The sequence below is a fragment of the Acinetobacter calcoaceticus genome (genome assembly GCF_051947995.1).
Classification (GTDB): domain Bacteria; phylum Pseudomonadota; class Gammaproteobacteria; order Pseudomonadales; family Moraxellaceae; genus Acinetobacter.
In genome coordinates this window covers 50,307-71,672 of record NZ_JBLVVH010000004.1, presented here as the reverse complement: position 1 = coordinate 71,672, position 21,366 = coordinate 50,307, and the positions used below count along the sequence as shown (strand labels likewise).

The following is a 21,366-nucleotide window of genomic DNA, read 5'->3' as shown; positions in this document are numbered from 1 at the left end:
TCTAGGAACGGAGATTCGCCTATTGTTGTGAAAATGAGTTGGTCTGATTACAATAATTCAGACTCAAAATATAAAAAAATGGACAAGATGGCAAAAATCAGCCCGACCACCTGTTTTAATGCCGATGATTTTCATCTTCCCGTAGTTGGCATCGCTGCCGATATGCCAGTACACGACTCGGGCCAGCACCGCCATGAGCGACATCAACTTCTGTTTTCTGCAGCAGGCTGTATTAGCATCGAAATGGAGACAAAGGTTTATTTACTTCCCCCTGGCCGGGCAGTGTGGATTCCAGCAGGTGTATTACATCGTGCATTCATGCGAGGAGTGATTGCCTACCGCTCTTTATACTTCTCAACGGATTTAGCACTGAGACAAATCCCACTTCAAATTTTTGAAGTGAATCCACTTTTGTTTGAAGTGATTGAACGAATGGCGTTTTGGCCTTGGGATATGTCAGCAGAATCTCAAAACAGTCTTTTGACCGTATTTATGGAAGAATTAAAAACAGCACCAAAAGAAAACTGGGGATTATCATTTCCCCAAGATCGTCGCTTGTCCGTCTGGATAGAGCGTATCCGTAAAGGTGAATTACCCTTACGATTAAATCTATTCGCACAACAAGCCGGTGCTTGTGAACGCACGATCAGCCGCATATTTATCAAAGAAACAGGAATGAATTATCAAAACTGGCGTCAGCAATGGCGATTATTGAAGGCTATAGAAATGTTAGCTGAAAAGAGATATATGAGTGAGATTGCTCAAACACTCGAGTTTACCAGTGACAGCGCATTTATCGCTTTTTTCCGTCAACATACGGGGGTGACACCCACCTGCTATACCTCAAAAGACAAGCAATAATATAGTTGATCCAAATAAAAAGCCCCTCAGATATGCTTTGAGAGGCTTTTATTGTTAGCGCAAAATAACTTAAACCGAATGACCTAAACGCTCACCCATCACCACCGTTGAATTGGCCTTGAATTGCTCTTCCCAGACCATTTTATCTTTTTCAAATAAAATCACAGCAGTTGAACCTAAATAGAAACGGCCTAATTCCGCACCTTTCTCCAATTGCATTTGATGATGCTGCAACTCAACTTTGCCCGATGGTTTTACCTTACCCGTCGCAACAGTTTCAATCCCAGCCACAATCATGGCACCCACTAAAACGACTGCCATACGGCCCAGTTCGGTATCAAATAAGCAAACCATACGCTCATTACGCGCAAATAAGCCCGGTACATTTTCCGCCGTGGTTTGGTTAACCGAGAATAATTCACCTGGGATATATAAAGTTTCGGTCAATGTGCCTGCCAAAGGCATATGCACACGGTGATAATCTTTAGGTGACAAATAAACGGTCGCAAACTGCCCTTCATGAAAAGGTTTGGCTAACTGCGGATCACCAATCAACTTTTCCACTGAAAAGCTTTGACCTTTGGCCTGAAAAATATCACCTGCTTCAATTTTACCGAGCTGTGAGATTGCACCATCGGCAGGACAAACAATACTATCTGCCTGTTCATCAATGCCACGGACACCCTCTTTGAGTGCACGGGTAAAGAACTCGTTAAATGATTTATAGTGTTGCGCATTGCTTTGTTCAGCAATGCTCATATCAATTCCGTATTTGGCTTTAAACGCCTGAATAACAGCAGTTTTTACCAAAAGATTTTCACTTGCGGCAACCTTGCCAATTACACGGCTGAGTTGATGTTGCGGCACAAGATTTTGTGCTTTGATAAATAATTGTTTTTTTAAATCTGCTGCAAAACTCACAACGGCGACTCTCCTGAAATAATAGGACTATCGAGGCGATTGCCCCACTCACTCCACGCACCATCATAGGCTTTGACTGGCCAGTTAAGCAATCTTGCCAGAATATACGCCAAGCCGGAACGATGATGAGACTGACAGTACACCACCACAGGTTGTTGTAAATTAAAGCCTAATTGTTCTAAACGTTGTTGTGTGCGTTCAAGCGGGTGTAATTTTAGATGATTTTCACGGTTTAGGGCAGTACTCCATTCAAAATGCAGTGCATTTGGGATGTGACCGCCGCGTCGCGCAGCCAGACGCAAGCCTGTATATTCATCATTACTACGGCAATCCCACAGTTGAATATTCTGGTCTTCAACTTGATTGAGTAATTCCTGATATTCGACCCGATATTGCTGGACGGTAGCTAAATCAATCGGTAACAGATCCGCAACGGGTTGAACCGGATCGACTTCAGCCGTCGTCGGTAATCCAGCACCCAGCCAGCCATGAATGCCGCCATTAATCAGACTGGTATGTTGAAAACCCAGACAATGTAAATTCCAGATTAATCGTCCAGCCCAGGCACCGCCTTCATCGTCATACACCACCACGTGATGTTGCGGTGAAATATTCAATTTCTCGATGAGCGCCTGTAGCCCTTCTAAGTCCGGCAATACCCCATTGGCTTGTTCTTGTTGTGCGACCAGATATTTAGGCTGTAAATGGATCGCATGAGGAATATGCAGTTGTTCATACACCGATGCACGACTTAAATCGACAATACGAATTCGCTCGTGGCCTAAATAGGGCACGAGTTGTTCAGGTTCAATCAGTAAACCCAGTTTAAAATCTACGTCAGTCATTGTTATGCTGTTTTGTCATCCGCCTTATACGTAATTTTAGCATAGCCGACTTTTTATCTTTGTCTGATTTTTTGCATTCATTTAGCAGAAAAGAAGATATAGAGAAGTTAAATAATTGAATTTTCATTACAGAGTCTTACTGTGTTCTCATCCTATTTCGGGATAAGCCTTCGGCTCGACCTACTTTTGTTTCGACAAAAGTAGGCAAAACCATTGTCATCCACAAAACCTGTTCACTTCTTTCATCTATTTAACTGTATCGCAAAAAAGACGTCTTGCTTATATCACGCAGGTTGTGGATGACGTTTACGCGTATCGAATTAAAGTTTTAAAGTCTTACTTGTTTCTTCAATATCAAACACCTGACGTAAATACGCCAAGAAGGTATCATTATCGGTCATGGTCTTACCCGGGCTATCCGAAATTTTTGCCACAGATTGACGATTACACTCCACCAGCTTCAACACAATATTCAACGGCTTCTGCCCCATATCATTGGTTAAATTGGTACCAATCCCAAAACTCACCTGAAAACGATCTTTAAAATATTGATGTAATAACCAGGCTTTTTCCAGATTCAGGCCATCACTGAAAGTCAGCATCTTGGTCTTGGTATCAATCTTGAGTTTACGATAATGCTCAGCTGCCTTATCTCCCCACTCATACGGGTCACCACTATCATGACGCAAACCATCAAACAGCTTGGCAAAATACAAATCAAAATCGCGTAAGAACGCATCCATGCCGACCACATCAGTCAAGGCAATCCCAAGATCACCCCGATATTCTTGTACCCAAGCTTCTAAAGCAGCCTTCTGAAAATTACGCAGACGTACATCAAGCGCCTGAAAGGCCTGCAGGAATTCATGTGCCATGGTTCCAATCGGGCTAATCCCTAACTGTTTCGCTAACAGCACATTACTGGTACCACGAAATACCTTTGGTGCCGCAGCATGAAACGCTTGCACCACATGTTTTTGCCATTCAAAGCTATAGCGACGTCGTGTCCCGAAATCAGACACTAAAAAGGGAGGATCATTCTGTTGTTGTTCTTGGGCATAGTGTTGCAGTTGTACCAGTTTTTGCTGTAAACGGCGCTCGCCTTCTGCCAGCACCTCATCACTACGGATACGGCGGAAATACAGTTCATTGACAATCGCGAGGACGAAGATTTCAAACATCATCGCCTGAACCATAGGCCCTTCAATCCGAATATCCAGTCTACCCGCCTCATCAATACTGGCCTGAATAAAGCGACGTTTGAGCTGGAATAGTTCCAGATAATCGACAAAATCACTTTTAATAAAACGTAATGAACGCAGATATTGCAGTTCGTCTTCGGCAAAACGCAATTCACACAGCCAGTCTAACTGCTGATTCAGCTCATCCAGAATCTCAACCAGTGGATAAACCGTATCTTCCAGATTTCGACAACGGAATAAATACACACTGTGCGTTTGTGGAAACTGATGTAACACCACCTGCAACATGGTGAATTTATATAAGTCGGTATCAAGTAAAGATTGAATAATGGGTGTAGACATGACTGACTAGGATCTATTCTCGTTCTCGCATTAAAGCATACTTTTGCACAGAAATGAGTCTGTCGATTGCAATGCATGATTTTTCACGAGAATAAAAGTTTAGTAATTATTTGAATTCAAAGTGTTGGCTTAATGAAGTATTCGTTTTATTTCGATGGCTGGATGTCTTTTAAACGCTGCTGCTGTCCAAACTGTAGCGCAAACTGTTCTGCAGTGAGTTGACCTGTTTTGGCAGCATTGATATCACAATCGACTTGACGCAACTGCTTGGCGATACCCCACTCGGCTTTCATGATTGCAGCCATCAGTGCCGTATGCCCACGTTTGTCCCGGAGACAACGATTGGCGCCTTGTTTGATCAAAAGATTGACTGCTTCTTTTTGTCCGTAATAGCTTGCCATCATCAATGCGGTATACCCTGAATGATCCTGCACATCAATCGGAAAGCCATGCTTTAAAAACTCTTGCAGGACTTCGGTATTTCCCACCTTGGCCGCAGAAAAGAACAGCTCGATCACTTCATCTGATCCGTTGACTATGGCAGATGACGTATCCGCATAGGCTGAGACCGATACACCGCTATAGAGTATGCTGATCGCAAATAACGCAGCTCGTAAATGAATCATCACAACATCCTAAAAATCTAAATAAGGAGTGCCTGTAACACTCGCCCTAGGTGCAGGAAAGGCTATTGAGGTTACAGGACTTTTGGGGGTAACATTCAGGCACCTGTTACCACATCAACAAAAGCGCTTATTCGTCTTTCAACTGAGCTGCTTTGCTCTGTACATTTTTAAGGTTTACACCCACTGCTTTGGCTAGACGCGTGCCATAATCGGCATCCGCCTTATAGAAGTAAGACACCATAATGGTTTTGGTTTCTGCATCTTTGACTTGCCCCAGATCCGCTGCCAGATTACGAATCAGGTCATTCTTTTCAACCGCCGAATAACTGCGATAAAGCTCGCCTGCCTGTTTAAATGGCTGCTGTTTTTGAATGGCATGCTGCATAACCGTGCCTTCGAGCGGCGTAGCGACTGCACGCGCAATCTCGGTAGATGGCTTCGGTTCAATCGTACTTGGTTCATAATTGACATGAGACTCTGTTTGTCCCATGTTCATTGCCCCTTCCTGATTGTTGTTGTTTACCGCAACACGAGGACGGTTTACTGGAATTTGCTGATGATTCGTACCTAAACGGTACATCTGGGTATCTGAATACGAGAAGATACGGCCTTGCAATAAACGGTCTTCCGATGGCTCGATACCCGGAATCAGGTTACCGGGTGCAAAAGCAGACTGTTCGGTTTCCTGGAAGAAGTTCTTCGGCATCCGGTTTAGGGTCAAGGTACCGACTTTCATTTCAGGCACCAAAGACTCAGGCCAGATTTTGGTCGCATCTAATGGATTGAAATCAAATTTATCCAGATCTTTTGGATCAAGTATCTGAATGTACAAGTCCCATTTCGGATAATTGCCCGCGTAGACATTTTTATACATATCATTGGTCAAATGACTCCAGTCACGACCCTGTACTTCTCGCACCTGATCCAGATTCAGACCTTTGACCCCTTGCTTGGAGCGCCAGTTAAATTTGACGTATTTATACTCACCCTTGGCGTTATAGAGCTTGAATGCATGCACGCCAAAACCGTCCAGCGTACGGTAACTTTCAGGTGTTCCCAGATTTGAATAAACATAGGTCAACATATTGATTGACCACGGCTGGCTTTTTAAGAAATCAAAGATTCTGTTCGGGTCCTGCACATTGGTCACCGGATCGGGCTTCATCGCATGGACAAAATCAGGAAACTTGATTGCGTCACGGATAAAGAATACCGGCAAGTTATTGCCGACCAGATCCCAGTTCCCTTGCTGGGTATAAAACTTCACGGCAAAGCCATGTGGATCACGTGCCGTTTCTGGTGAGCCTTTCGGATGAATCACGGTAGAAAAACGAACAAAAACAGGTGTGGTGGTCCCCGCTTTAAACATAGACGCAACGGTTAAATCCGACAAATCTTTTGTTGCAACGAAATCACCGTATACGCCTGTACCACGTGCATGAACCACACGCTCAGGAATACGTTCACGGCCAAAACGCTGTAATTTTTGAATCAGCTGGACATCTTGCAACAGGGTTGCACCATTCGCGCCAGCTGTGGTTGAGTTCTGGTTATCACCGACAGGTGCACCATTGTCTTTTGTTAAAGGAGCAGCATATGCGGTGCCTAACATTGCTGCCATTATTGTGAATAAAAACGTTCGTTTAAACATACTGTTAAATCCAGATCAAATACCTTTCCTGCACGGGGACTATACAAAGAATTTAACAATAGATAAAAAAGATAATTTTAATAAAACAAATCGAAAAATAAGATCAAGCATTAGAAGGTCCTATTTCGCACTCCGTTCTAAGGTCATTAAATCTGCTAGACTGCGCTACTGACTGAACATTTAATCTTTAATTTTTATGCGCGCATTAATTCAACGCGTCCTCGAAGCCAAAGTGGTCGTTGAGGGCGAAACGACAGGTGAGATTCAACAGGGCTTACTGGTATTCTTAGGTTTGGGTAAAGAAGATACCTTAGAGAAAGGCCAGAAGCTGATTGATAAAATTCTGAAATACCGGATTTTTGACGATGAGCAAGGCAAGATGGGCTGGAATGTCGGTCAGGCCAACGGCGGGATTTTATTGGTCTCTCAATTTACCTTGATGGCTCAAACCCAGAAAGGCTTACGCCCAGATTTTGGTCCAGCCATGCCGCCAGCCGAAGCCAAGGCACTGTATGAACAACTAGTTGAATATACCCGCCAACAATTCAGCCATGTGCAAACAGGTATTTTTGCAGCAGACATGAAAGTTCATTTAATCAATGATGGGCCAGTGACCTTTAATCTGGAGGTTGAATAATCAGAGCATAAAAAAACTCCCAAACCGGGAGTTTTTTATGGCCTTTTTTATTTGCCTGTTTTTTCTTTAATGAATGCACGTGCCTGACGGATTTTTTCTTTTACCGGTTTTGGCACTTTAGGTGGAATCAGTTTTGCAGCCTGGTTAAACCACACCAATAAGCTAAAGTCCCCTTCCATTTTAATGCTGCCATCCTGCATACCGGTCATAAATGCAGTCGGATCACCTTTCAGTAAGGTTTTTACGCCTTGCTCACTTGAAGCAAATTGCAAAATAAAATCAGCTTGTTCCGGCTGACCTGCCACTGTATCAATTTTGCCGCGGTTCACAATAATTTGACGCGCAAAACCTAAATCCGTACCAATCTGAATACGGAACTCACGGTCATGAACCAATTCAATAAACTTCGGGCTAGTGCGTGCCAATTGCTTCATACGTAACGCCAAACCTGCCACCAACAAATCCAATGGATCCGTACTGACATCAACGATAGGTAACTTAACCACAGGTAAAGAAGAAAGCTTCATGACATTTATGCCTACAGTATTATGATGAAAATTAAGACAACTGTATCCTAGCACAATTGTAGAAAAGTCGGAAAAAGCTTTGTTGCAGAAAGTTAGTGCAAAAAAGGCATGCTGAGCATGCCTTTGATGTTGTTCAAATTATTATAATTTATCTGCTAGAACATTGTTGCTGATCATCCTTATAAACAGGTGTATGTTCAATATACTGACGATTTGCCAGTTGTTTTTGTGCTTGTTTATCTTCACGTAACAGAATAAATGTAACCGTAATCATCGCAAGGCTCAATGCGGTGAGATAGCTATAGGCGACTGACATCTCGAATATGGTTTGCGCACCAAAGCGTACCACTTCTAACAGTCCCCAGCAGAGCATACCTGCCAACATAAAACCTAACCAACGACGATAAGGAGAAAAGAAAACAGCAATAATTGCGACAGCGATTAAGCCAAATCCAACCAACATGGTGAAATTCGCTGCTTCCATAGAAACCTCCGTCTTAAAAAGGATGGTCTGCAATTGTGTCCAGACCTCTATATTGTTCTGTAATCTCAAACAGTACTTGGTGTTGCATTAACGTCTTTATGCATTATGGAGTGTTTTTTTTAGAAAAAAAGAGCCTGAAATTAACCTTACGACATAAGCTGTCGCAATATGCTTTTGTAATTACATTTTTTAAAATTACAAAAGTCCCGAATCTCCATATAGCATCAATTGCGGCGTGTCATTACAAAAAACTATCGATATTTTTAGGCTTAAAAAAACTTTTTTCAGAAATTTTTTATCGTTGTTTTTCTATACATTTAGACATAAATATGACGGAATCGTGACGACTTAAAAATGAATAAAGCCGCTCAAGAAGCGGCCCTATTTATACCCCAGAATCGCGGTTTTAAGCGCGATTCAGGTCTTTATCATGCATACCCAACAAGTACAAAACACCATCCAAACCCACACTGGAAATGGCTTGATTGGCATTTTGGCGAACTAAAGGTTTGGCACGGAATGCGACACCGAGACCCGCAATCGAGAGCATCGGTAAATCGTTGGCACCATCGCCCACGGCCATCGCCTGTTCCAAAGAGATACCCATTTTCTCGGCCAGCTGGCGAAGCAGTTCAGCCTTGCGTGCACCATCTACAATCGCGCCTTTGACTTCACCTGTTACGATGCCATTTTCAACATCGAGAATATTGGCATGGACTTCATCAATTCCTAATTTTGCTTGCAGGTATTCCGCAAAATACTGGAAACCACCCGATAAAATTGCGGTCTTGTATCCTAGGGCTTTCAGGGTTGAAATCAGGCGCTCTGCCCCTTCAGTCACGGTTAGACGTTCTGCAATCTTAGGTAGGACTGAAGCATCCAGACCTTTGAGTAAAGCAACTCGAGCGCGGAAACTTTGCTGGAAATCCAGCTCGCCCTGCATGGCGCGCTCAGTAATTTCAGCCACCTGTGCACCAACGCCAGCTTCTAATGCCAGTTCATCAATGACTTCTTGCTCAATCAGGGTAGAGTCCATATCGAAGCAGACCAGACGGCGATTGCGGCGATATGCGTTATCTTCCTGTACCGCAACGTCAATATTCAACTCACCCGATAAGCTCAGACAAGCAGCACGCATGGCTTGTGCATCTAGCATCTGTCCACTCAGACCAAATTGAACGCAGGCCCGACGTGGAAAATGACTTTCCGCACCCAGCTCTAAACGGCCAGATAAACGTGTAACAGTTTCGATGTTAAAACCCTGACTCGACACGATTTTAGTCACCGCCTGCAAATGCGCAGCAGTGAGTTCCGGGGCAAGTGCCGTCACGATATAGCGTGTTCGGCCGCCTTCACTCACCCATTGTTCATATTCTGCGTTGGAGATTGGTTTAAATCGCACTGTTAGACCAATATCATGTGCTAAAATCAGAATCTCTTTCATTGCCAATGCGGTAGCAGTCTCATTATCCGATGCAACAACGATCCCCAGGGTCAGTTGATTGTGGATAACGGCCTGACCTACATCAAGTATTTGCAAAGAATGTACGGATAGTACCTGCATTAATCGAGTAAACTGATTCGGTTGATCTGGTCCTAGAAAGGATATAAGAATGATTTCTCGCATGAATTGACTCGTGGTTGAGCGACAACTATTGTATGTAAGAATCATAACATAACCGAACCTAAATCTATTTGCCTTGGAAGTTTAACTTGAATGCGCCTCGCCAAGGGCTATTTGCTAGCCTACTGATCGTAAGTTTTGCATTGCATACCTTTTTATTGGTGATTGCAACGACACATCAACTCAATGAAAACCGCGCCAGCCAAGGGCAACTGATGACCAGTCAGTTAGTGGCAGATACGCTTTCAGAACTGGAACCAGCCAACACCGTTTCATTGGCTCTGGTCGCGAATCGTTATGCCACCAATCCAAGTGTTGCTTCGATTCGTATCCTGGATGCCAATAAGCAGGTGCTTGCAACCAGTGGTATGTCGAAAACTCGCCAAGGCGAAGTGTTTGTTCGTGATGCATTGCAAAATGAGAAGAAAGTTGGAACGGTTGAAATTACCCTCATCCAACCCAGTATCGGTGAAATCTTACGTACCCAATGGTTAGCAATTTTAGTTTCATTGTTTATCCATGCCTTGATCTGGTTGGCTTATCGTGCCATTGCCCGTCCGACACGCAGTGAATATCTGGCACGTATTAATCAGGAAAATCATCTTAAACATGAAATTCAGCGCTTAACTCAGGCATTGGCACTGGAAAAACAAAATACGGTGACACTGGTTGCTCAGGCTCAACAACAGGCCAAAGCGCAAAGTCAGGCTCGTGTCGAAAAACGTCCAACCGAGGCGGTTCAACTGGATGATCAGGCCTTGGCTTTGAACATTCAGTTCTATGATCCGAAGCAACTGCTGAATAGTGTCAATCAGTCTGTTTCAGTGCCTTATTTTAAACTGTGCCAGTTGTTCCTGGATAAGAGTATTGATCTATGTGCCAAGCATTATGGAATTGATGCCGCTAAAATTCAGGTGACGCAAGAGTTTGATAGCGAAGGCGCAACTTTGACCACTAATACGGAACAACCGCAAGCGCTAGAATGCCTAATGATGGTCGGTGCCGTGTTCCAGCTGTTGTCTGATGTCCTGTATAAACGTTACCGTGAAGATAAACGCTTTGCCTTGCAGACCCGTGGTGCGGTTGCTGGCGCGGTGGATGCCATGCAACTGGATGCAGTTGAAGCGGCAAAACGCTTAACTCAACATTTACATGCCAAAGAAGCGGCTTTACATCTGAATCATGATCAGCTCAAAACCATTCAAAATAATTATGAACTGGTGGCAATGCCAAATCCAAGCAACATCATGACCCGCCATGCGTTCATGATTAATGGCATGAATGAGGCATGTGCAACCGTGGCACAGACGCTACGTACTGAAATCCTGATGGGCAAAAAAGCCAAAGCAGCGACTGAATCCTGATTCAAGCATCGCAGCTTAAATTTAAATAAGGCTTTGTTGAATGACAAAGCCTTATTTTTTCCACTGTAAATTCATCATAAAATCAGCTAAAAAAGTGCAAGGCCATCGCCTCAATTCAAGCCAACATCTGCTTTTGCACATGGCATATTTGAATTGAGCAAGAAGCACAGGCGAAATTTTTTAAAATGCGGTAAACTATGCCAGATTTATCGAATACTAGAGCCTTAAAAGGCAACATCAAAGGTGAAAGCGAATGCCGCTGAGTCGTGTTGAAGAGCTTGTCGCAGATATTCGTGCAGGCAAAATGGTCATCCTGATGGATGATGAAGATCGTGAGAATGAAGGTGACCTGGTCATCGCTGCAACGCATGTTCGCCCTGAAGATATTAACTTCATGATTACCCATGCACGTGGTCTGGTCTGCCTGACCTTAAGCCGCGAACGTTGTAAGCAACTCAATCTGCCATTAATGGTAGATCAGAACGGCGCACAGCATGCGACCAACTTCACGCTTTCCATTGAAGCAGCAGAAGGCATTAGCACCGGTATTTCAGCAGCTGAACGTGCGCATACCATTCGTACCGCGGTGGCTGCACATGCCAAGCCAAGTGATATCGTACAGCCAGGGCATATTTTCCCATTGATGGCACAACCGGGTGGTGTGTTACACCGTGCAGGTCATACCGAAGCAGGTTGTGATTTAACCCGTTTGGCTGGTCTTGAACCGGCATCCGTGATCTGTGAAATTATCAATGATGACGGTACCATGGCACGCCGCCCTGATCTGGAAGTGTTTGCAGAAAAACATGGCTTAAAAATTGGGACCATCGCAGACCTGATTCATTATCGTATGACCAATGAGCAAACCGTTGAACGTTTGTCTCAAGAAAGCATCGAAACTGAATACGGCGCATTTGAATTGTACAAATACCGTGAAATCGGTAATCCGGACATTCATGTTGCCTTGGTCAAAGGCGAACCGAAACAGGGTGTCACCACCGTGCGTGTGCATGGTTTCAGTCCGATTCGTGACTTGTTAAAGCTGAATAAAGCAGACGGTTCACCGGCATGGAATCTTGATCTGGCCATGAAAACCATTGCGGCAAGTGATCGTGGCGTGCTGGTCTGGATCGGTCAGGATCATCTCGAAGATTTAGGTCCGGCATTAAATAGTTTGAATCAGCCAAAACCGCTGAAATCGAATGCCGCACTGTCTCATCAATATCAGACCATTGGTGTCGGTGCACAGATTTTACGTGACTTGGGTGTTGAGAAAATGAAGTTGTTGAGTTCTCCACTTCGTTTCAATGCCCTGTCAGGATTTAATTTAGAGGTAGTGGAATACATCACTGCCGATCAAATCACAGCAAAATAATCGAGGTTGCTATGGCAATTCGCCGTATTGAAGGTTTATTACATCTCGCAAGCGAAGGTCGTTATGCGATCTTAGTGGGTCGTTTCAACAGCTTCGTGGTTGAACATTTACTTGAAGGCGCAATCGACACGTTAAAACGTCATGGCGTTTCAGAAGATGCGATTACAGTCATTCATGCACCAGGTGCATGGGAACTGCCGATCGTTGCGAAAAAATTAGCGGCTTCAAATAAATTTGATGCCATCATTGCATTAGGTGCAGTGATTCGTGGTAGCACGCCACATTTTGATTTTGTTGCAGGCGAATGTGCGAAAGGTTTAGGTGTAGTTGCACTTGAAAGCACAATGCCAGTGATCAATGGTGTCTTGACGACAGACAGCATTGAACAAGCAATTGAACGTTCTGGTACGAAAGCAGGTAACAAAGGTAGCGAAGCTGCATTGACTGCAATCGAAATGGTTAACTTATTAAAGGCAATTTAAAGCATGTCGCAAACACTTCAGGCCGCTTATGCAGCGAAACGCAAAGCACGTCGTTTTGCTGTACAAGGGATTTATGAATGGCAAATGAGTCATAACCCTGTACACGAAATTGAAGCACGCACACGTGTTGAAAATGCGATGCACAAAGTTGACCTCAACTATTATCATGAATTGCTCACTCAAGTGGTTGCTCAACATGAAGCCTTAGATGAGTTACTCATCCCGGTACTTGACCGTGAGCTCACTGCGCTTGATGGTGTAGAGCTTGCAACTTTGCGTTTAGGCGCTTATGAACTCCGAGATCATCTCGAAGTTCCGTATCGTGTTGTACTTGATGAAGCAATTGAGTTAGCGAAACACTTTGGTGGTGCAGACAGCCATAAATACATCAATGGTGTATTAGACCGTCTTTCATCAAAACTTCGTGAAGCTGAAAAACAACAAGCAAAATAATAGGCTTGATGTTGTATGGCTGAGTTTTCCATTATTGAGCGCTACTTTAAGCGCACATCCAATGCAGATGTAAATTTAGGCATCGGTGATGACTCAGCCATCGTCACTCCCCCTCCCTCGCAACAATTGGTGATCTGTGCAGATACACTGGTTGCTGGCCGACATTTTCCCCTAGATACTGTAGCGCATGCGATTGGCTGGAAAAGTGTCGCCGTCAATTTATCGGATCTGGCTGCCATGGGCGCAAGACCCCACAGTATTTTACTGGCACTCAGCTTGCCGATAGTAGATCATGACTGGCTGGCCGGATTTAGCCAAGGGCTTTTCGATTGCTGCGATCAATTTGGGGTCAGCCTGATCGGAGGCGACACCACCCAAAGTACCCAACTCACCATCAGTGTGACCGCCCTGGGCTGGATTGAGCAAGGGCAGGCGATTACCCGTGCAGGTGCTCAGGTTGGCGATTATATTTGTGTCAGTGGACAAGTCGGGGATGCAGCCTTTGGCCTGCAACATCTTGGGCATGCCCTGCAACAACGTCTGGATTATCCAACACCACGCTGCCAACTCGGCCAGCAGTTGAAAGGCCTAGCCTCCAGCATGATTGATGTGTCCGATGGCCTAGCTCAGGATCTGGGTCATATTCTTAAGGCATCCAATGTCGGTGCAAAATTACAGCTCGACCAACTTCCGTTAGATCCATCACTAAAACAACTCGATCTGCAACAGGCTTGGCATTATGCCCTTGCTGGCGGTGATGATTACGAATTATGCTTTACAATATCACCGCAAAACTTTAAAGAACTGTCGCGACAACAATTAGATGTTCCGATTACAATAATCGGCGAAATTACCCAACAAACTGGATTGTTATTTGAGTATCAGGGCGAACCTTGCCCGTTACATGTTCATGGATACCAACACTTTGCATAAACCTCCCATTCACTTTAACCAGATGTCTTGGTTTGACCGTTTCATCGTGTTTTGCGGTGTCGGTTTCGGTTCTGGTTTAGCACCTAAAGCGCCGGGGACCTTTGGTTCGGCCTTTGCCCTGTTATTTACCCCGCTCTGGGTTTATCTCGGTCTGCCTGCCAGCATCATTGCCGTCATTTTCATGTCTTTGATCGGTATTTATATTTGTGGACATACCGCAAAAGTGATCAACGTTCACGACGATGGACGTATTGTATGGGATGAGTTTGCAGGACAATCCATTACTCTGCTGCCTTTACTTTATTTACAACAAGTGAACTGGGTATGGGTCATTGCCGGTTTCATTTTATTCCGTATATTTGATGTCTGGAAACCTTTCCCGATCAGCTGGGCAGACCAGAAAGTCTCTGGCGGATTCGGGATCATGCTGGATGACCTGATTGCAGGACTCTGGGCAGCACTGTGTATTTTTATTATCCATTTTTACATTTTGACTTAAGCCATTGAATTAGAGTTAGTTATGTCAACAACTGTTATTATTCTTGCAGCAGGAAAAGGAACGCGAATGCGTTCACAATTACCAAAAGTATTACAACCGCTTGCAGGACGTCCATTGCTTGGACACGTGATCCAGACAGCAAAAAAGTTACATGCCGATAATATTATTACGATTTATGGACATGGCGGCGAGCTGGTTAAACAACGCTTTGCAACTGAACAGGTTGAATGGGTTGAGCAAGCAGAACAATTAGGTACCGGCCATGCGGTCCAAATGACCTTACCGGTACTACCACAAGACGGCATTTCGCTGATTTTATCCGGTGATGTTCCGTGTATTCATGCCAATACCCTACAAAAATTATTAGATGCCGCTACACAGACTGGCATTGGCTTGGTAACACTGACCGTAGAAGATGCCACAGGCTATGGCCGCATTGTCCGTCAAGACGGTAAAATTCAGGCCATTGTTGAGCATAAAGATGCCAGCGAGGCACAACGCCAGATTAAAGAATTTAATACCGGTATTTATGCGGTGAGTAATGCAAAACTGCATCAGTGGTTGCCTCAACTTTCCAATGAAAATGCCCAAGGCGAATATTATCTGACCGATATTGTGGCAATGGCCATTGCGGACGGAATGGAAGTTGCCTCAGTTGAACCAGAACTGGCCTTTGAGGTGGATGGTGTCAATAACCGTCTCCAGTTGGCGACTTTGGAACGTCAATTCCAGCAACAGCAAGCCAAAGAACTGATGGAACAGGGCGTGCATTTGATTGACCCGAATCGTTTTGATTTACGTGGGAATCTCAAGTGCGGTCAGGATGTGCAGATTGATATCAATGTCATTATTGAAGGTGACTGTGAACTGGGTGATAACGTCCAGCTCGGTGCAGGCTGTATCTTAAAAAACACCCGTATCGCTGCCGGAACCAAAGTACAGGCCTATAGTATTTTTGAAAATGCGGTTGTTGGCGAAAATACCCAGATTGGGCCTTTCGCACGCTTACGTCCAGGCGCTAATCTTGCCAATGACGTTCATATCGGCAACTTTGTTGAAGTCAAGAATTCAAATATCGGTCTGGGTTCTAAAGCCAATCATTTCACTTATCTGGGTGATGCTGACATTGGTGCAGGCTGTAATATTGGGGCAGGCACCATTACCTGCAACTATGACGGAGCCAACAAACACCGTACCATTATTGAAGATCATGTCTTTATTGGCACCAATAACTCACTGGTCGCACCGATCAGAATCGGTCAGGGTGCGACTACAGGTGCGGGATCTACCTTAACCCGAGATGTGGCTGAGCGTAGTTTGGCAGTGGAACGATCAAAGCAGTTTGAAAAAGCGGATTATCAACGTCCCCAAAAACTGAAAAAATAAGAGGATAAAATTATGTGTGGTATTGTTGGTGGCGTTGCTGAACGTTGTGTAACCGAGATTCTGATCGAAGGTCTCAAGCGTCTGGAATATCGTGGCTATGACTCTGCAGGTTTAGCCTTATTGAATAAACAGCAAATCTTGCGTGAACGTCGCGTGGGTAAAGTGGCTAATCTGGCTGAAGCTGTAGCAGAACAACATTTAACCGGCAATGTAGGGATTGCACACACCCGCTGGGCAACCCACGGCAAGCCGACTGAAAACAATGCGCATCCTCACGTTTCTGGCAATGTTGCAGTAGTCCATAACGGTATTATCGAAAACTATCAAGAACTTAAAGATGAATTACAAGCTTTGGGTTATGTCTTTACCTCACAAACCGATACCGAAGTTGTGGCGCATCTGGTGAATGATGCACTCAAGCAAACCGATAGTCTGCTAGAAGCAGTACAAAAGATTACCCCTCGCCTGAAAGGTGCTTATGCACTGGGTATTGTGCATACCGCACACCCAGACGAGTTGATCACCGTACGTGAAGGTTCACCACTGGTGATTGGGGTCGGGATCGGCGAGAACTTTATCAGTTCTGACCAGTTGGCCTTATTGCCTGTGACCAATCGCTTCGTTTATTTAGAAGAAGGCGATATTGCACGCTTAACCCGTAACAGTATTGAAGTTTTTGTTAACGGCGAGCTTGTACAGCGTCCAGTCAAGGAATTAGATGCGACCGTTAGCAATGCGTCTAAGGGTGAATATAAGCACTTCATGCTCAAAGAAATTTATGAGCAACCTGAAGCTATCCAGCAAACTATTTCTCAGGCATTGAATGGCAATAGCTTACGCGAAGACTTCCTCAATCATGCCGATGCAGATTTCAGTAAAATCCAGCAAATTCAAATTATTGCCTGTGGTACCAGCTATCATGCCGGCATGATTGCCAAATACTGGTTCGAACAATTAATTGGCGTACCGTGCCAGGTTGAAATCGCAAGCGAATTCCGTTACCGCACCCCTGTGATTGTGGCAAATACCTTGTATATCTGTATTTCTCAATCTGGTGAAACGGCAGATACCTTGGCTGCATTACGTGAAACCCAAAAACGTGCCAAAGCCAATAACATTGACATCAGCACCATGACCATCTGTAACGTTGCGACCTCCTCTATGGTTCGTGAAACAGATCATCATTTACTGACACTGGCGGGCCCTGAAATCGGGGTGGCTTCAACCAAAGCCTTTACCACCCAACTTGCAGCATTGATGTTATTGATCCTGAAAATCGGTCAGGTGAAACAACGCCTGTCTGATACACAGCTCAATGAAATCACCACTGCATTATGGCATTGCCCGAAAGTGATTTTGGATACCTTACAGGGTGATACTGAAATTCTGCGTTTGTCAGCGCTTTTTGTTGAAAAAAATCACTGCCTGTTCTTGGGTCGCGGTACGCATTTCCCAATCGCACTTGAAGGCGCATTGAAGCTAAAAGAAATTTCATATATTCATGCTGAAGGCTATGCTGCAGGTGAATTGAAGCATGGCCCACTGGCTTTGGTGGATAATGAAATGCCGGTGGTCATTTTAGCTCCGCAGGATGACATGCTCGACAAACTCAAATCGAACATGGAAGAAGTACAGGCCCGTGGCGGTGAACTGTTTGTTTTCGCAGATGAAAATAGCGGTATCCATGGCAAAGACCGTCAGCATGTTGTGCATGTTCCAGCTGTCAATGAATGGTTAGCACCAATCATTTACAGCGTCCCTGTACAACTGTTGTCTTACCATGTGGCCGTATTACGTGGAACCGATGTCGATCAACCGCGTAACCTTGCCAAGAGTGTAACGGTAGAATAAAGAGAGAAAGAGAAGAAGGGTTCGCCCTTCTTCCCTGCTTTTACAGTTTATTAATTTATATAAAAACAATAATTTAAAATAATTTTATGCAATATAGCGTGTGGTTTTATGATTCAGTAAAATAATCGAATTAAGAATAACCACGCCCATGATTGAAACCAGAATCAACTTCCAGTCGACGAACAGCAGCGACGTGAGCAAAATTGCCAGATCAATTCCCAACTGTACCTTACCCGCTGGAATATTGAAGCGTTCCTGTAAATATAAAGCCAGTAAATTGATACCGCCTAAACTGGAACGATGTCTAAATAAAATCAGGAAACTCACCCCCATCAAGACATTGGCAAAAATCGCCGCATAAATCGGATGAACATCAGAGAGATGAAAAAATTGCGGAATGAGGGCAGTAAACCCGGCCAGCAAGGCAACAGCGATAAAGGTTTTTACCACCAATGCCATCCCCATTTTCTTATAGGCAAAATAATAGAACGGGATATTGATAAAGAAAAATAAAATACCAAATTTGATGTCGGTAATATAATGCAGTAGCAAAGACAGACCTGCTGTACCGCCCGTCATAATGCCGGCTTGCTGTAATAAGGTCATGGCAAAAGAAAGGATAAATGTTCCCGTCAATAGTGCCAACGCATCTTCAATTTTGGAATGTTGGTCAATAATAGGCACGACTGGACTGACCAGAGATACATTTTGCTCGGTATTCATAAAGATCCAACTCAATCACGGAACAGCAGAAGGGAGAGACGCCTTTCAAAGAAAGGGCGGCATATTTGATCATTTTTATTCTAAATACGCAATTTATTCTTATATTTTTGCCATACATGCAATTTATATTCAAAATAAGCCATTCCGTATAAACAGCCTATTTTCAATCAGCGCGTGTTTCCCGTTTATGGGAAATCCGTTTTTATTTAATCGCGATCCCGTTTTCCTTGAGCTTTTCCAAAACAATCGAGGTATTCAGATTGCTGACGCCAAAGGTTTGCGAAGAGAGAATACCGATCAACTTGACCATTTCATCCAGATTTTTCACTGCAACTTTCAGGGCAAAGTCATAACTTCCGGTCAGTTTATGAATATCTTTCACTGCCGGTTCATTCAGAAGAAACTCCACAAAGCGATCGTGGGTCGCATCATGATAATTCTGTAATTTCACTTCAATAATGCCCATGATTGGCGCAGGATCAGCGCTCAATGCAATTTGCGCATAATAGCCAGTAATGATTTTTTTCTGTTCCAGCTGAACACGACGGCGTGAACATTGCGAGGTCGACAACCCCACCAGTTCAGCCAGTTCCTGATTGGCCAAACGCCCATTCATTTGTAAATGATGAATAATTTTCTGATCAAAATCATCGAGTTCGACTGTCATAAAATGCTCAATTCTGCCTTAAGTGATGATTTAGCGGATGCTGATCCATCATTTTCCAGAAGTTTAACGCCTTTCGCTCAGGCAGCTCAAGCTGATGCCAAAATAGTACCCGACTGAATACGCTGCACGCCTTGCGCCAACATGCTCTGCCATGCACTCTGCAATGAACCATTCAAATCTATGGCTTTACAGGCATCCTCAATCACATAGGTTGTAAAACCCATCTGTACGGCATCCAATGCGGTCCATGCCACACAAAAATCAGTGGCAATTCCCACAATATAGACTGTATCGATTTGGTGTTCTTTTAAATAGCCGTTGAGACCAGTCGGTGTTTTACGATCTGCCTCCATAAAAGCAGAATAACTGTCAATCTCGGGGTGAAAACCTTTACGGATAATCAACTGCGCCGTTGGAATATCCAGCGCCGGATGAAATTCGGCATCCGCTGTGCCCTGCACACAATGCTTGGGCCACAATACTTGTGTGCCATAAGGCAATTCAATGGTTTCAAAAGGCGCTTTATTTTCGTGATTGTCAGCAAAAGAAATATGTTGTTCTGGATGCCAGTCTTGTGTCAGCACCACCATTTCAAACTGTCGCGCCAGCTGATTAATGACAGGAATAATCTGATCGGCATCCGTGACTGCCAAGTTTCCACCTGGGGTAAACCCGTTTTGTACATCAACAACAATGAGTGCGCTCTGTTTCACATGTGTATGCATATTGTGATTCATTCTGGATTGCTGGCTCCTTTCTAACATACGCTGCTCCTTATCGTCTGGCTACTTTCAACTGAATTTTTCTTAACATGAAAATTATTCAGGTAAAAGTTGAATTAAAGTTTTCGGCTGTTTGACTAAAGCATATTGTTCTTATGCCGCTGATCAGTCATAATTTGCATAATTGTCATTCAATCGAATTCATTATTGGACGACGAATCAAAATACTGCAACCATCCACTATTTCGTTTCAACTAATTCAATCTCGGATGGGAAAATAGGATAGTTTTTTAAAATGACTCAGCTAGCACAGAATATTCAAGGCTCAATTGTCGCACTCGTCACCCCTATGTTTGAAGATGGTCGCGTAGATTGGAAGAGCCTTGAGAAGCTCGTTGAGTGGCACATCCAACAAGGTACACATAGTATTGTTGCTGTTGGCACAACGGGCGAAGCCTCAACATTAAGCATGGAAGAACACACACAAGTCATCAAAGAAGTGATTCGTGTAGCCAATAAACGCATCCCGATTATTGCGGGTACCGGTGCAAACTCCACACGCGAAGCGATTGAGCTGACCAAAGCAGCGAAAGAACTCGGTGCAGATGCCGCCTTGCTGGTAACGCCATATTATAATAAACCCACCCAAGAAGGCTTATATCAACACTATAAAGCAATTGCTGAAGCAGTTGATATTCCACAAATTCTTTATAATGTTCCAGGTCGTACTGGCGTAGATATGCAAAACGAGACTGTGATTCGTCTTGCTGATATTAAAAACATTGTTGGGATTAAAGATGCAACCGGCGATGTACCTCGCGGTCAAGCCCTCATCGAAGGTTTAAAGGGTAAAATCGCAGTCTACTCAGGTGATGATGAAACGGCTTGGGAACTGATCTTGCGTGGTGCGAAAGGTAATATTTCGGTGACGGCCAATGTTGCACCAAAACAAATGAGCGAGGTTTGTGAAGCTGCATTAGCGGGCGATCAAGCCAAAGCACAAAGTCTGAATCAGCAAATTGCAAATCTACACAATATTTTGTTTTGCGAATCAAACCCAATTCCTGTGAAATGGGCGTTGCATGAGATGGGATATATCAGTACGGGTTTACGCCTGCCACTTACCGCTCTAGCAGAACAATATCGTGAACCTCTCCGCACAGATTTGAAAACTGCGGGAATTATTTAATA

Annotated in this window: 22 protein-coding genes; 11 read left to right on the top strand and 11 right to left on the bottom strand. The window is 44.1% G+C overall.

The features are described 5' to 3' along the window. The first annotated feature begins 33 nt into the window (after positions 1 to 33). Positions 34 to 861 carry an AraC family transcriptional regulator gene (locus tag ACNQO6_RS09020; RefSeq protein WP_440208760.1) on the top strand — a complete coding sequence of 276 codons (828 nt, stop codon included), beginning with the start codon at positions 34 to 36 and terminating at the stop codon, positions 859 to 861. Positions 862 to 930: 69 nt separating this feature from the next. Here the strand turns inward: ACNQO6_RS09020 and asd are convergent, their stop codons facing one another. From asd to ACNQO6_RS08995, 5 genes are all read right to left on the bottom strand, one after another. After that, positions 931 to 1,782: an archaetidylserine decarboxylase gene (gene asd, locus ACNQO6_RS09015; RefSeq protein ID WP_440208759.1), complete on the bottom strand. Its 852-nt coding sequence runs from the start codon at positions 1,780 to 1,782 to the stop codon at positions 931 to 933. Next, the gene (locus tag ACNQO6_RS09010) at positions 1,779 to 2,627 is read right to left on the bottom strand and encodes a sulfurtransferase (protein ID WP_440208758.1); all 849 of its coding nucleotides are present in this window, start codon (positions 2,625 to 2,627) and stop codon (positions 1,779 to 1,781) included. The genes asd and ACNQO6_RS09010 overlap by 4 nt, the downstream gene beginning before the upstream one ends. Before the next feature lie 320 nt (positions 2,628 to 2,947). Then, positions 2,948 to 4,171 (bottom strand): nicotinate phosphoribosyltransferase, encoded by a 1,224-nt coding sequence (pncB, locus tag ACNQO6_RS09005; RefSeq protein ID WP_009508829.1) that lies wholly within the window; start codon positions 4,169 to 4,171, stop codon positions 2,948 to 2,950. A gap of 146 nt (positions 4,172 to 4,317) precedes the next feature. After that, the gene (locus ACNQO6_RS09000) at positions 4,318 to 4,797 is read right to left on the bottom strand and encodes an ankyrin repeat domain-containing protein (RefSeq protein WP_440208757.1); all 480 of its coding nucleotides are present in this window, start codon (positions 4,795 to 4,797) and stop codon (positions 4,318 to 4,320) included. A 127-nt stretch (positions 4,798 to 4,924) separates the two neighbouring features. After that, complete coding sequence (locus ACNQO6_RS08995; RefSeq protein WP_440208756.1) at positions 4,925 to 6,448, bottom strand: catalase; 1,524 nt, start codon at positions 6,446 to 6,448, stop codon at positions 4,925 to 4,927. A gap of 196 nt (positions 6,449 to 6,644) precedes the next feature. Here ACNQO6_RS08995 and dtd point away from each other — a divergent pair, with 196 nt between their 5' ends. Next, positions 6,645 to 7,085 (top strand): D-aminoacyl-tRNA deacylase, encoded by a 441-nt coding sequence (dtd, locus tag ACNQO6_RS08990; RefSeq protein WP_005282287.1) that lies wholly within the window; start codon positions 6,645 to 6,647, stop codon positions 7,083 to 7,085. A 47-nt stretch (positions 7,086 to 7,132) separates the two neighbouring features. Here dtd and ACNQO6_RS08985 read toward each other — a convergent pair whose 3' ends face one another. The 3 genes from ACNQO6_RS08985 to serB form a co-directional block, all read right to left on the bottom strand. Next, positions 7,133 to 7,612 carry an SCP-2 sterol transfer family protein gene (locus tag ACNQO6_RS08985; protein ID WP_343581492.1) on the bottom strand — a complete coding sequence of 160 codons (480 nt, stop codon included), beginning with the start codon at positions 7,610 to 7,612 and terminating at the stop codon, positions 7,133 to 7,135. Between the two features lie 148 nt (positions 7,613 to 7,760). After that, on the bottom strand, positions 7,761 to 8,096 hold the full coding sequence (aciT, locus tag ACNQO6_RS08980; protein ID WP_343581491.1) for a ciprofloxacin tolerance protein AciT: 336 nt from the start codon (positions 8,094 to 8,096) through the stop codon (positions 7,761 to 7,763). Positions 8,097 to 8,502: 406 nt separating this feature from the next. Further along, positions 8,503 to 9,723, bottom strand: coding sequence for a phosphoserine phosphatase SerB (gene serB, locus ACNQO6_RS08975; protein WP_343580437.1), 1,221 nt, complete (start codon positions 9,721 to 9,723; stop codon positions 8,503 to 8,505). A 68-nt stretch (positions 9,724 to 9,791) separates the two neighbouring features. Here serB and ACNQO6_RS08970 point away from each other — a divergent pair, with 68 nt between their 5' ends. The 8 genes from ACNQO6_RS08970 to glmS all read left to right on the top strand — a co-directional run bounded on the left by ACNQO6_RS08970 (position 9,792) and on the right by glmS (position 18,063). Continuing rightward, positions 9,792 to 11,084, top strand: coding sequence for a hypothetical protein (locus tag ACNQO6_RS08970; RefSeq protein WP_343580436.1), 1,293 nt, complete (start codon positions 9,792 to 9,794; stop codon positions 11,082 to 11,084). A gap of 253 nt (positions 11,085 to 11,337) precedes the next feature. Then, entirely contained in the window at positions 11,338 to 12,459 is a 1,122-nt protein-coding gene (ribBA, locus tag ACNQO6_RS08965; protein ID WP_005228053.1) for a bifunctional 3,4-dihydroxy-2-butanone-4-phosphate synthase/GTP cyclohydrolase II, read from the top strand. Positions 12,460 to 12,470: 11 nt separating this feature from the next. Continuing rightward, positions 12,471 to 12,941, top strand: coding sequence for a 6,7-dimethyl-8-ribityllumazine synthase (ribH, locus tag ACNQO6_RS08960; protein ID WP_004659764.1), 471 nt, complete (start codon positions 12,471 to 12,473; stop codon positions 12,939 to 12,941). Positions 12,942 to 12,944: 3 nt separating this feature from the next. Further along, a complete protein-coding gene (gene nusB, locus ACNQO6_RS08955; RefSeq protein WP_004659763.1) occupies positions 12,945 to 13,394 on the top strand; it encodes a transcription antitermination factor NusB in 450 nt (149 codons plus the stop codon). A 15-nt stretch (positions 13,395 to 13,409) separates the two neighbouring features. Then, positions 13,410 to 14,327: a thiamine-phosphate kinase gene (gene thiL, locus ACNQO6_RS08950; RefSeq protein ID WP_343580432.1), complete on the top strand. Its 918-nt coding sequence runs from the start codon at positions 13,410 to 13,412 to the stop codon at positions 14,325 to 14,327. Next, positions 14,305 to 14,826 (top strand): phosphatidylglycerophosphatase A family protein, encoded by a 522-nt coding sequence (locus tag ACNQO6_RS08945; protein ID WP_343580431.1) that lies wholly within the window; start codon positions 14,305 to 14,307, stop codon positions 14,824 to 14,826. Before thiL ends, ACNQO6_RS08945 begins: the two co-directional genes overlap by 23 nt. 21 nt (positions 14,827 to 14,847) lie before the next feature. Continuing rightward, on the top strand, positions 14,848 to 16,212 hold the full coding sequence (gene glmU, locus ACNQO6_RS08940; protein WP_343580429.1) for a bifunctional UDP-N-acetylglucosamine diphosphorylase/glucosamine-1-phosphate N-acetyltransferase GlmU: 1,365 nt from the start codon (positions 14,848 to 14,850) through the stop codon (positions 16,210 to 16,212). A 12-nt stretch (positions 16,213 to 16,224) separates the two neighbouring features. Further along, on the top strand, positions 16,225 to 18,063 hold the full coding sequence (gene glmS / locus ACNQO6_RS08935; protein WP_440208755.1) for a glutamine--fructose-6-phosphate transaminase (isomerizing): 1,839 nt from the start codon (positions 16,225 to 16,227) through the stop codon (positions 18,061 to 18,063). An 84-nt stretch (positions 18,064 to 18,147) separates the two neighbouring features. On the opposite strand, the gene ACNQO6_RS08930 is transcribed toward glmS, so the two are convergent. The 3 genes from ACNQO6_RS08930 to pncA form a co-directional block, all read right to left on the bottom strand. Then, positions 18,148 to 18,786 carry a YitT family protein gene (locus tag ACNQO6_RS08930; RefSeq protein ID WP_005282267.1) on the bottom strand — a complete coding sequence of 213 codons (639 nt, stop codon included), beginning with the start codon at positions 18,784 to 18,786 and terminating at the stop codon, positions 18,148 to 18,150. 202 nt (positions 18,787 to 18,988) lie between these two features. Beyond that, positions 18,989 to 19,453 (bottom strand): Lrp/AsnC family transcriptional regulator, encoded by a 465-nt coding sequence (locus ACNQO6_RS08925; protein WP_005228065.1) that lies wholly within the window; start codon positions 19,451 to 19,453, stop codon positions 18,989 to 18,991. 86 nt (positions 19,454 to 19,539) lie between these two features. Then, a complete protein-coding gene (gene pncA, locus ACNQO6_RS08920; protein WP_440208960.1) occupies positions 19,540 to 20,178 on the bottom strand; it encodes a bifunctional nicotinamidase/pyrazinamidase in 639 nt (212 codons plus the stop codon). A gap of 292 nt (positions 20,179 to 20,470) precedes the next feature. Here pncA and dapA point away from each other — a divergent pair, with 292 nt between their 5' ends. Beyond that, entirely contained in the window at positions 20,471 to 21,364 is an 894-nt protein-coding gene (gene dapA / locus ACNQO6_RS08915) for a 4-hydroxy-tetrahydrodipicolinate synthase (RefSeq protein WP_343580423.1), read from the top strand. Positions 21,365 to 21,366 lie beyond the last annotated feature (2 nt).